Genomic DNA, 11,132 nt, shown 5'->3' on the forward strand with positions numbered 1-11,132 from the left:
TTGGGTAACACGTCACGGAAACGGATCGGTTGGGTTTTGGCTGGGGGCGGGCCGGGAGGGACCCGGTCACCTGTTGGGGAGGGAGGCTTGGGGTTCGGCGGGGTCGCAGTGCCGGGCGGGCTCCAGGGGTGCGGCGGCGTAGCGCTGGTGGATGCTGCGCCCGAAGATGGCGTAGACCGCGGCGCTGGTCAGGCCGCCGGCGAGCCAGGACAGGTCCAGGCCGTGCATGGCCACGGCGATGGGTCCCTGGGTAGCCGGCAGCAGTCCGTACATGAACAGCCAGGTGGCGAAGATGCCGCTGGCCAGGGCGCCGATGCCGGCCCAGTTGACCACCGGCAGCCGCGGCGTTCCGACCGGGTCGAAGAGCCGGTCGGCCGGTACCGGCAGGCGCCGGTTGAGGCCGTAGTAGTGCACCAGCATGATGCCGCCCCAGGAGGCGACCCAGGCCACCAGGCCGATCAGCCAGGCATCGAGGATGGCGGCGAAGTCGTGCTGGTAGATGAAGAAGACCACCGCGGCCAGGGCGAAGACGCCGACGATCAGGTTCAGGATCTGGCGCTTGACCTTCACGTCCAGGGCCTGGGTGGCGACCGAGAACGTGTAGATGTTGAGGATGTTGGTGGCAATCGGGCCGTGCAGCACCATCAGCAGGACGGGGATGGCCAGCGCTCCGTAGTTCTCCACGATCAGCTGGCCGGGGTCGATGCTCCCGCTCTTGGTGGCCAGGCTGGCGCCGAGGACGCCGAGCCAGACCACGGGAATGAACTGGCCTAGCACCGACGCCAGGTACAGGCGCTTGCGCGGGGTGCCGGAGCTGACGAAACGCGAGTAGTCCGCGGCGTAGGTGAACCAGGTGATGCCCCAGCCAATGCCGATGGCGGTCATGACGGCACTCATCGCGGCGATGCGTTCGGCACCGGTGAGGATGGCGCCGGCGGGTCCGGCGTAGCCCCAGTCGATGTCCATGCCGAACCAGGCCACGGCGGACATGGCGATGAGGACGAGGATCGTCGGCGGAACGGTCCAGCGCTCGAACGCGGCGATGGCCTTGTAGCCGAAGAACGCGATGATCACCTGCAGCGCCATGATGAACGCGGCAACGGCAATCTTCCAGCCGTAGTTGTTCTGTGCCGGATCCACCCAGCCGAGGCTGCCGAAGAGCGCCATGACCAGGTCGAGGATGATCCAGGTGTTGACCGCGCACCAGCCGATGCCAAGGACCGCCTGGATCGCGGCGGGCAGATAGTTGCCCCGGCGGCCGAAGGCGGCCCGGGCGAGCACCATGCCGGTGGCGCCGGTCCGCTGGCCCAGCAGGACAAAGAAGCCGAAGAGGATCATGCCGATCAGGTTGCCGAGCACGAGCACCGTGACGGTGTCGGCGAACCCGAGGCCGAGATTGATGCCCAGGGCGCCCAGCACCCAGTTGATGGGGGCAAGGTTCGCTCCGGCCCAGATCCAGAACTGTCCTGAGACTTTGGGCGTGCGGGCGGATTCCGGGATGGGCTGCAGTTCCTGCTCGACGTCGGCGTCGGGGTGGGCTGCGGCAGCCTCGGCAGCTGTGGTGCCGGGTTGTTGCTGAATCATGGGTCCTCCGGTGGTCAGTGGGACATAAGCAACACTATGTGCCGTGGATCACACGACCTATAGACGAAGTGTCGCCTCCTGCTGGAGGAAAAGGTGACAGATAGTCAACTTGGAAGGGGTGGAGGGGGTGTTGCAGGTTGCTTAAACGTGTTATCCGGCCTGCCTCCCGGTGAAGGGACGCAGGCCGGATAACCAAACCGCCGGCGGTCGGGGCCGGGCTTCAGTCCTCGTTGTGGAAGGACCTCCTGGAGGTTTCGGGCAGCAGGAAGATGGCGGCCGGCGCCGTCGGGAATGCCTCGGAGAGCAGCACCGCGGTCACCACATTGGCCGTCACCGCGCCCACCGCCAGCGGGAGCTGGCCAGTGCGTTGTAGATGCGGCCGATAATCGGCGCCATTGCGGCGGCGATGGTCAGGGCGATGACGTGGCTGAGCAGCACCATATCCGCCGGCAGGAGAAAGTACTCGCGGGAGGGGTTCTTCCGGGTGCTGGAGCGGACCGGCACCGTCGGGGCCGCCGCGGCAGAAGTCTCAGCCCGGCCGGGCCAGCCGCAGGTATAAACGGCAGGCTTAAACGAAGGGCGGCGCCCATCCGTACAGGATGGGCGCCGCCCGCTCCGGCTGCACCGCCGGTGCTGGAGCCTGATGGAGCTTACGTGGGCCGGAAGCCGCGTCAGCCGCGCAGACGTTCCATCTGCGGGTCGAAGAGCGGCTCGGCCGCGACAGTGGCGGCAATGCGGCGGCCGAAGTACTCGATGGCCACGGAATCACCCTCCTGCACGCCGGCCGGCAGCCAGGCGTAGGCAATGGGCGCGCCGATGCTGTAGCCGTAGGCGGCGCTGGTGACGTAGCCGGCTGCTTCGCCGCCGACATAGACCGGTTCCTTGCCCAGGACCACCGAGGTGCCGTCGTCGATGGTCAGGCAGCGCAGCCGCCGGACCGGAGCCTGGGTGCGCCTGACGGCCAGCGCGCCGGCTCCGATGAAGTCCTGGTGGTCCCGGCGGATGGCGAAGCCCAGCCCCGCCTCGTCCGGTGCGTGCTCGGTGGTGACGTCGGTGCCCCAGAGCCGGTAGCCCTTCTCCAGGCGCAGGCTGTTGAAGGCCCCGCGCCCGGCGGCAATGATGCCGTGCTCGGCGCCGGCTTCGAACAAAGTGTCCCAGAGCTTGAGCCCGTGCTCGGCGGAGGTGTAGAGCTCCCAGCCGAGCTCGCCCACGTAGGACAGGCGCATGGCCGTGACCGGGATGCCGCCGATGTGCACCTGCTGGGCGCGGAAGTAGCGCAGGGACTCGTTGCTGAAGTCGTCCCGGCTGACCTTGGCGACGACCTCGCGGGCCAGGGGACCCCACAGCCCGATGCAGCAGGTGGCCCCGGTAATGTCCTGGACATGGACCCACTGGGCCGGATCCGCCGCGGACTGCTTCCGGGCCTCGATCTGCAGGTAGGCCAGGTCAATATTGCCGTTCGCGCCGACCTGGAATTCCTCCTCGCCCAGGCGGGCCACCGTGACGTCGCTGCGGACGCCGCCGTCGGCGGCCAGCAGCAGGCAGTAGGTGACCGCTCCGGGCTTCTTGGCGATGTTGCCGGTGCTCAGCCGCTGCAGCAGCGCCAGCGCCCCCGGCCCGCTGACCATGAGCCGCTTGAGCGGCGTCATGTCGTAGAGGGCGACGGCGGTGCGCGTCTTCCAGGCCTCCGCGGCGCTGATGGGGGAGTGGAACATGCCTGCCCAGCTGTCCCGCTCCGGCGCCCGCCACTGCTCGGGCAGCTCGGCGAGCAGGCCGCTGTTGGCCTCGTACCAGTGCGGGCGCTCCCAGCCGCCGGCTTCGAGGAAGAAGGCGCCCAGTTCCTGCTGGCGGGGGTGGAAGGGGCTGACCCGCAGGTTGCGCGGGGACTCCTTGGGCTGCAGCGGGTGGAGCACGTCGTAGATCTCCACGAAGTTCTGCTGCGAGGTTTCGCTCACGTAGTCCGCGCCGGTCTGGACCTCTTCGAAGCGGTTGATGTCGCACTCGTGCAGGTCGGTGCGGGCCTGGCCCTCGACGAGCAGTTCGGCCACGGCCTTGGCGACGCCGGCCGAGTGGGTGACCCAGACCGCCTCGGCCAGGTAGAACCCGTCGAGGCCGGGGGTGGCCCCGACCAGCGGACCGCCGTCGGGCGTGAACGAGAAGATGCCGTTGAATCCGTCGGCAATTTCCGCCCCGCGCAGCGCCGGCAGCAGTTCCTGGCTGTCCTGCCAGGACGGCAGGAAGTCCTCGAGGGTGAAGTCCAGCCGGGAGGGCATGCGGTGTTCGGACATCTGCTCCGGGCCGACCTGCGGCAGTTCGTCCAGGTCGACCGGCATCGGGCGGTGGGCGTAGGAGCCGATGCCGATCCGCTCCCCGTGCTCGCGGTAGTACAGGTCCCGGTCCTGGTGGCGCAGGATCGGCAGCCGGGCGCCGTTGGGCAGCTCGTTCCGGCCGGCCAGCTCCGGCACCGCGGTCGTCTTGACGTACTGGTGTGCCAGCGGCAGCAGCGGCACGGCCACGCCGGCCATCTCCCCGATCCGAGGGCCCCAGAACCCGGCGCAGGAGACCACGATGTCGGCCGGGACCACGCCGTCGGGAGTGCGCACGCCGGTGACCTTGCCGCCGGCCTGGTCGATGCCGGTCACCGGGGTGGACCCGATGAACTTCACGCCGGCTTCGCCGGCCCGGGAAATCAGCAGCTGCACCGCCCGGGCGGCCGAGGCCAGTCCGTCGGTGGCCACCAGCAGGCCGCCGAGGACCTTGTCCCGGGCCAGCAGCGGGTAGTGCTTCTCGCATTCGTCGGGATCGATCAGCCGGCCCTCGACGCCCCAGGACGCGGCATAGCCGAGCTTGCGCTTGAGGTCCTCCAGCCGCGCCTCGGTGGTGGCCACTTCCAGCCCGCCCACCTGGTTGAAGCAGGAGAGGCCGTCGGCGCTCAGCGACAGCAGCTTCTCCACGGTATAGCCGGCGAACTCCGTCATCGTCTTGGACGGATTGGTCTGGAACACCAGGCCGGGGGCGTGCGAGGTGGAACCGCCGGCCAGGTGCAGCGGGCCCTGCTCGAGGACCGTGATGTTGGTCCAGCCCCGGCTGGCCAGTTCATCCGCCAGGTTGGCGCCGACGATGCCGGCCCCGATGATGACGACGCGAGGGGTCATGGGATTTTTCTCCTAGGAAAGCGTGGGTGGATGGTCCAGGGGCACGGAGCCGCTGGGAGGAAGACACAAGTGCAGGTGGCGGGGGGCTAATGCCGCGGCGCGTTGGCCGGGCAGGGTTCGGTGTCCGGGCAGTCGCCGTCGCATTCGTGCTTGGTGACCAGGTCGAATTTGACCCCGCCGTGCTGGTCGACGCCGGAACGGATGGCCCGTTCCACCACCGAATTGGCCAGGCGCTTGCGCAGGGCCAGCGGGTCGCGGCGCAGGTCCTTCACCAGGGCGAAGCACATCAGGAACATCACCAGCACGAACGGCAGGGCCGAGACGATCGTGATCCGCTGCAGGCCGGAGAGCGCTTCGGAAGGTTCGTCGCCGCCGGCCAGCAGCATGACCGCGGCGACGGCGCCGGTGAGCGTGCCCCAGAAGATGACCACGCCGCGGCGCGGTTCCTCGGTGCCGTGCGAGCTGAGCGAACCCATGACCAAGGAGGCCGAGTCGGCGCCGGTGACGAAGAAGATGGCGACCAGGACCATGGCCAGGACGGACACCGCGGCGGCAATGGCATTGGGCAGCGGCAGGTTGTGCAGCAGGTCGAACAGGGCGCCGTCGAAGGAGATCGTGGGCGTGCCGTCCACCACTTGGGCCAGTCCGTCGCCGGTATCCGGGGTGGCGTCGGCTTGGGACTGGATGTGGAAGGCTGCGCCGCCGAAGATTCCGAACCAGATGACGCTGACCATGCTGGGCACCAGCAGCACGCCGGTGACGAACTGCCGGACGGTGCGGCCGCGGCTGATGCGTGCGATGAACATGCCCACGAACGGGGTCCAGGAAACCCACCAGGCCCAGTAGAAGATGGTCCAGCCGGACATCCAGTCGCGCAGGGCCGCATCGCCCACGGCCTCGGTCCGCGAGGACATGGTGGCCAGGTCGCGGACATAGTCGCCGATGGCGGACGGAACCAGGTTCAGGATGAACAGGGTGGGGCCGGCGACGAAGACGATCAATGCCAGCACCACGGCCAGGACCATGTTGATGTTGGCCAGCCACTGGATGCCGCGGCGGATGCCGGAGACGGCCGAGGCGATGAAGCACACGGTGAGCACCGTGACGATGACCACCAGCACCGGCGTGGCCAGCTGCCCGCCGACGAGTCCGTTGGAGGCCAGGCCGCTGCCGATCTGCAGCGCGCCCAGGCCCAGCGAAGCCGCCGTGCCGAAGAGCGTGGCGAAGATGGCGAGCATGTTGATCAGCTTGCCCGCCGGGCCTTCCACCCGCTTCGCGCCGAACAGGGAAGTGAAGGCTGCCGAGATCAGCTGGCGGCGGCCCAGCCGGAAGCTGCCGTAGGCCATGGCCAGGCCGACGACGGCGTACATGGCCCAGGGGTGCAGCGTCCAGTGGAACAGCGAGGTGGCCATGGCCGTCTGGATCGCTTCCGGGGTCTGGCCGTTGACGGTGCCCGGCGGCGGGGAGATGTAGTGGTAGAGCGGCTCGGCCACGCCGTAGAACATCAGGCCGATGCCCATGCCGGCGGCGAACATCATCGAGATCCACGAGACCGTGCGGAACTCGGGCTTCTCGCCGTCCTTGCCCAGCGGGATGTTGCCGAAGCGGCCCAGGGCCAGCCACAGCACGTAGACCACGAAGAACGAGGCCAGGCCGATGAACAGCCAGCCGGTGTTCTTCATGACCCAGCCCAAGGCTGCCTGCGAGGTGGCCGCCAGGTTCTCCCGGCCGGCGAAGCCCCAGACGACGAAGGCCAGGGTCAGCAGGCCGGTGACCCCGAAGACCACCTTGTCCAGCCCGCCCTTGCCGAACAGCCGTCGCGTCGCGGCCTGTTCGGATTCGCTCTCCCGCAGTGCCTGCAGGATCAGGCGGTCTTCCTCGGCCTGGCTGGGTTCGGGTGCCGGCGGGCCTGCCGGCGCCTGGGGATTGCCACTGCTTTCGTCAACCGTGATGTCGCTGTTGATTGCCATGAATGGTTCCTTTGCGTCGGCGGAGGTGGGTTTAGACGTGGCCATCAACGGTCAGGCCCGGCGGCAGGTTGGGTGCCTCGTCGGACTCGATCACCATGATGTCGCCGTCAATGACCTTCACCTCGTGCACGCGCACCGGCAGCTTTGCCGGCGGGGCATCCACCTCGCCGGTGCGCAGGTTGAACTTGGAGGCGTGCAGCGGGCACTCGACTTCGCAGCCTTCGACCCAGCCGTCGGCCAGGGAGGCATCCTGATGGGTGCAGGTGTCGTCGATGGCGAACAGCTCCCCGTCCTCCGTGTGGAACACGGCGATCGGTGGTTTAGTTTCGAGCCGCAGGGCGTCTCCGGGCGCCAGTTGGTTCAGTGGACAGGCTTTGTGCATGGGATGGACCTCTTTCCCGGCGCCTCCCGAAGTGCGGGAGGCGGTTTGTTCCGTATCGATCAACGAAGACCGCAATAAGCAACAGAGTGACGGTGATCACAGGTAATTGTCAAGGCTTCAACGGGCGGCGCTTCATAGTCCCGCAAAGTCTTGACAGCAACTGTGAGTGCCGTCACGCTGTTTCATATAGCGCGTTGAGTTTCGTAATACGCAATTTCAGAAGGAGGTGCTCATGCGGACACTGGCAATCGTGGGGGCGTCCCTCGCCGGTCTTTCGGCTGCGCGGGCGGCACGTGCCCAGGGCTTCGACGGGAACCTGGTCATCATCGGGGATGAGAACGAGCGGCCCTACGACAGGCCCCCGCTGTCCAAGGACTATCTGCTCGGCAAAATCACCGCCGAGGATTTGGCTCTCGAGGCCGCGGATGAGGATCTGCAGGCACAGTGGCTGCTGGGCAGCCGGGCGGTGCAGTTGGACGGGGCAGCCCGGACCATTACTCTCGCGGACGGGGAGCGTGTGGCCGCGGACGGCATCGTCCTGGCCACCGGCGCCTCCGCCCGGACCCTGCCGGAACTTGCCGGCCTGGCCAATGTCTTCAGCCTGCGCACCCTCGCCGATGCCCGGGCCTTGTCCGCAGAGCTGCAGCCGGGGCGCCGGCTGGTCGTGGTCGGCGCAGGTTTCATCGGTGCCGAGGCAGCCTCCACCGCCAAGGCCCTGGGCCTGGAAGTCACCGTCATCGAGGCCCAGCCGGTTCCGCTCGCCGGACCGCTGGGGGCAGAGATGGGTGCCGCCGTCGGACGGCTCCACGGCCTCAACGGCGTCGAGCTGATCTGCGGCGCCGGGGTGGACATCTTCCACAGCTGCGAAGGCCACGTCACCGGCGTGCGGCTGACCGACGGGCGCTACGTGCCGGCCGACCTGGTGCTGGTGGGCATCGGCGCCGTCCCGAACACCGGCTGGCTGGCCGGCTCCGGGGTGGAAACCGGCAACGGCGTTCTTTGCGATGCCTCCGGCCGGACCAACCTGCCCGGCATTGTTGCCGTCGGCGACTGCGCGGCCTGGTTCGACGACCGGCTCGGGGCGCACCGCCGGGTGGAGCACTGGACCACCGCTACGGAGCATCCGGGGGTTGCGGTGGCTGCCCTGCTGGACCAGCCGGCCTCCCAGCCGGTGAAGGTGCCGTACTTCTGGTCCGACCAGTACGGGGTGAAACTGCAGTTCGCCGGCAATGCAGCGCAGGCCGACCGCGTGGCCATCGAGGCCGGCGACCCGCAGGAACACAACGCCCTGGTCCTTTACTACCGCGGCGAGGAGCCGGTGGCAGTGCTGGGCATGAACCAGCCGCGGCTGTTCACCAAATGGCGCCGCACCCTTAACACTGCAGCTACCGCCGCCGTGCCGGTGCCGGCCTGAGCGGCCGCCCCGGCCACCGTTTCCCTCACTCATCCTTAACTTGTTTCCAGCGGAGGAACACAGCATGACCATCGAAAAGACCATTTCCGAGAGCCTGATCGCCACCCTGCCCGGCCACACCTACACCGACGCCGCCATCTTCCGGGCCGAGCAGGAGCGGATCTTCGAGCAGATGTGGTTCTGCGCCATCCGCTCGTCGGATTTGGACAAGCCCGGCGCCTGGAAGACGGTCCAGATCGGGCGTGAGTCCGTGCTGATCAACCGCACGCGCAAGGGTGAAATCCGGGCGTTCTACAACATCTGCCGGCACCGCGGCGTCAAGCTCTGCATGGAGGAGTCCGGCGAAGCCGCCCGCTCCTTCCAGTGCCCGTACCACGCCTGGACCTACGACTTCGAGGGCAAGCTCATTGCCGCGCCGAACCTGACCAAGATGCCCGACATCGACCGGAACGAGTACGGCCTGGCCAAGGTGCACCTCCGCGAGTACCTCGGCTATGTCTGGGTCTGCCTGGCCGAGGAGCCGCCGTCGTTCGAGGAAGACGTCATGGGCGCCATCGAGGAGCGCCTGGGCAACCTGGAAGCCATCGACGGCTACGACGTGGCGAACCTGAAGGTCGGCCGGCGGATCAAGTACGACGTGAAGGCCAACTGGAAGCTCATCATCGAGAACTTCATGGAGTGCTACCACTGCGCGACCATCCACCCGGAGCTGACCGAGGTGCTGCCCGAGTTCGCCGACGGCCTGGCCGCCCAGTACTTCGTGGGCCACGGCGCGGAGTTCGGTGAGGACATCAAGGGCTTTACGGTCGACGGTTCCGAAGGCCTGGACGTCATCCCCGGAGTGAGCGAGGACCAGGACCGGCGCTACTACGCGATCACCATCAAGCCCACGGTCTTCGTGAACCTGGTGCCCGACCATGTGATCATCCACCGGATGTTCCCGCTGGCCGCTGACCACACCATCGTCGAGTGCGACTGGCTCTACCTGCCCAGCGTGGTCGAGTCCGGCAAGGACGTCACCGCCTCGGTGGAGCTGTTCCACCGGGTGAACATGCAGGACTTCGACGCCTGTGAGCGCTGCCAGCCGGCCATGGCCTCGAAGGTCTACTCCCACGGCGGCGTGCTGGTTCCCAGCGAGCACCACATCGGCGCCTTCCACGACTGGGTGGACAGCAAGGTGGGCGACGTGCAGCGCTCCGGCGAGGACCTGCTGGGCATCACCGCCGCCACGCCCCCGCTGGAGGAACGGGCCCAGATCGTCGAGCCGTAGAGCGCGGCGAGACAGTAGCCCATCCACCTGCTGACCGGTTGCCCGGCCTGCTTGAGCGACTCAAGCAGGCCGGGCAACCGCAGAGGATCACAAATGTTCTTTCGAAACGTGGACGCGTGAAAATTTCGCTCGGGATACCACGGCCGCGCGCCGGGGAGTTGCCGCCCGGCCAAATGCCCCGTCCTGCGTCCGGTCCGCTATCCCTTCCCGCGCCGGGTCCGCTCAGCGGACTCGCAGACCGCTACGGGCGGGTAGCCACGGACATGCGGCTGTCCCTGACGGACAAGTGCAACCTGCGGTGCACCTACTGCATGCCCGCGGAAGGACTGGACTGGCTGGGCCGGCAGCAGCTGCTGTCGGCCGCCGAGATCGTCCGGCTCGTGGGCATCGGGGTGGACCGGCTGGGCATCCGCGAGCTGCGGCTGACCGGCGGCGAACCCCTGGTGCGCGCCGACCTGGTGGACATCGTGGCGGCCGTCCGGCTTCGGCATCCGGACCTTCCGGTGTCCCTGACCACCAACGGTGTGGGCCTGGACCGGAAGGCGAAGGAACTCAAGGCCGCAGGGCTGACACGGATCAACGTTTCCTTGGACACCCTGCACCCCGGGACCTTCGCCCAGCTGACCCGCCGGCCGTTCCTGGACCGGGTGCTGGCCGGCCTCGAGGCGGCAGACCAGGTTGGACTGGGACCCATCAAGCTCAACGCAGTCCTGATGCGCGGCATTAACGACCACGAAGCCGCCTACCTGCTGGACTGGGCCCTGCGCCGCAATTTCGAACTGCGCTTCATCGAGCAGATGCCGCTGGATGCGGACCATGGCTGGACACGCCAGGGAATGATTACCGCCGCCCAGATCCGCCAGTTGCTGGAGGCGGACTTTGTCCTGTCTCCCGATCCCCGGAACCGGGATGGTGCCCCTGCCGAGCGGTGGGAGGTACGGCGCCGGCAGGCCGGCGGAGTGCCGGAACACACCGTCGCGGGCACGGTGGGCATCATTGCCTCCGTCACGGAACCCTTCTGCGGCGACTGCCGCCGCACCCGGATCACGGCCGAGGGCAGGGTGCGCAGCTGCCTGTTCTCGCACGAGGAAACCGACCTGCGGGAGCTGATGCGGACGGGTGCCGGCGACGACGCCATCGCCCGCCGCTGGCAGGAAGCCATGTGGGCCAAGCCGAAGGCCCATGGCATGGAGCATGCGGGACTGGACGCTCCGGACTTTCGGCAGCCGGAACGCACGATGAGCGCTATCGGGGGATAGCGGATGTAGCAGGAACCCGGTTCGCCGGGACCATCCGAGTCAGAAAAGGACACGAATCATGGTTCATAAAGTTCGGGCAGTTGTTGCCAAGGAAAAGA

The 11,132-nt window shown here is 67.9% G+C and carries 8 protein-coding genes; 3 read left to right on the top strand and 5 right to left on the bottom strand.

From position 1 onward, the window contains the following. Nucleotides 1-66: 66 nt before the first annotated feature. The 5 genes from HGG74_RS20475 to HGG74_RS20495 all read right to left on the bottom strand — a co-directional run bounded on the left by HGG74_RS20475 (nucleotide 67) and on the right by HGG74_RS20495 (nucleotide 7,091). Entirely contained in the window at nucleotides 67-1,584 is a 1,518-nt protein-coding gene (locus HGG74_RS20475) for a purine-cytosine permease family protein (protein ID WP_168489377.1), read from the bottom strand. A gap of 330 nt (nucleotides 1,585-1,914) precedes the next feature. After that, the gene (locus HGG74_RS20480; RefSeq protein ID WP_168489379.1) at nucleotides 1,915-2,088 is read right to left on the bottom strand and encodes a hypothetical protein; all 174 of its coding nucleotides are present in this window, start codon (nucleotides 2,086-2,088) and stop codon (nucleotides 1,915-1,917) included. Nucleotides 2,089-2,255: 167 nt separating this feature from the next. Continuing rightward, the gene (locus tag HGG74_RS20485) at nucleotides 2,256-4,739 is read right to left on the bottom strand and encodes a GcvT family protein (protein WP_168489381.1); all 2,484 of its coding nucleotides are present in this window, start codon (nucleotides 4,737-4,739) and stop codon (nucleotides 2,256-2,258) included. A gap of 86 nt (nucleotides 4,740-4,825) precedes the next feature. After that, nucleotides 4,826-6,709: a BCCT family transporter gene (locus HGG74_RS20490; protein WP_168489383.1), complete on the bottom strand. Its 1,884-nt coding sequence runs from the start codon at nucleotides 6,707-6,709 to the stop codon at nucleotides 4,826-4,828. Nucleotides 6,710-6,740: 31 nt separating this feature from the next. Continuing rightward, entirely contained in the window at nucleotides 6,741-7,091 is a 351-nt protein-coding gene (locus HGG74_RS20495; protein ID WP_168489384.1) for a bifunctional 3-phenylpropionate/cinnamic acid dioxygenase ferredoxin subunit, read from the bottom strand. A gap of 232 nt (nucleotides 7,092-7,323) precedes the next feature. Here HGG74_RS20495 and HGG74_RS20500 point away from each other — a divergent pair, with 232 nt between their 5' ends. The 3 genes from HGG74_RS20500 (at nucleotide 7,324) to moaA (ending at nucleotide 11,034) form a co-directional block, all read left to right on the top strand. Then, nucleotides 7,324-8,505 carry an NAD(P)/FAD-dependent oxidoreductase gene (locus HGG74_RS20500; protein WP_168489385.1) on the top strand — a complete coding sequence of 394 codons (1,182 nt, stop codon included), beginning with the start codon at nucleotides 7,324-7,326 and terminating at the stop codon, nucleotides 8,503-8,505. Between the two features lie 64 nt (nucleotides 8,506-8,569). Then, a complete protein-coding gene (locus tag HGG74_RS20505; RefSeq protein ID WP_168489386.1) occupies nucleotides 8,570-9,775 on the top strand; it encodes an aromatic ring-hydroxylating oxygenase subunit alpha in 1,206 nt (401 codons plus the stop codon). Between the two features lie 173 nt (nucleotides 9,776-9,948). After that, on the top strand, nucleotides 9,949-11,034 hold the full coding sequence (gene moaA / locus HGG74_RS20510) for a GTP 3',8-cyclase MoaA (protein ID WP_168489387.1): 1,086 nt from the start codon (nucleotides 9,949-9,951) through the stop codon (nucleotides 11,032-11,034). Nucleotides 11,035-11,132: the final 98 nt, after the last annotated feature.

The sequence above is a fragment of the Arthrobacter mobilis genome, assembly GCF_012395835.1.
In the GTDB taxonomy this organism is placed as follows: Bacteria; Actinomycetota; Actinomycetes; order Actinomycetales; family Micrococcaceae; genus Crystallibacter; species Crystallibacter mobilis.

Bases quoted from the DNA above. Each gene is read 5' to 3' on its own strand.
- HGG74_RS20490 (WP_168489383.1), bottom strand. From the start codon at position 6,709: ATGGCAATCAACAGCGACATCACGGTTGACGAAAGCAGTGGCAATCCC.
- HGG74_RS20500 (WP_168489385.1), top strand. From the start codon at position 7,324: ATGCGGACACTGGCAATCGTGGGGGCGTCCCTCGCCGGTCTTTCGGCT.
- HGG74_RS20475 (WP_168489377.1), bottom strand. From the start codon at position 1,584: ATGATTCAGCAACAACCCGGCACCACAGCTGCCGAGGCTGCCGCAGCC.
- HGG74_RS20495 (WP_168489384.1), bottom strand. From the start codon at position 7,091: ATGCACAAAGCCTGTCCACTGAACCAACTGGCGCCCGGAGACGCCCTG.
- moaA (WP_168489387.1), top strand. From the start codon at position 9,949: ATGCCCCGTCCTGCGTCCGGTCCGCTATCCCTTCCCGCGCCGGGTCCG.
- HGG74_RS20485 (WP_168489381.1), bottom strand. From the start codon at position 4,739: ATGACCCCTCGCGTCGTCATCATCGGGGCCGGCATCGTCGGCGCCAAC.
- HGG74_RS20505 (WP_168489386.1), top strand. From the start codon at position 8,570: ATGACCATCGAAAAGACCATTTCCGAGAGCCTGATCGCCACCCTGCCC.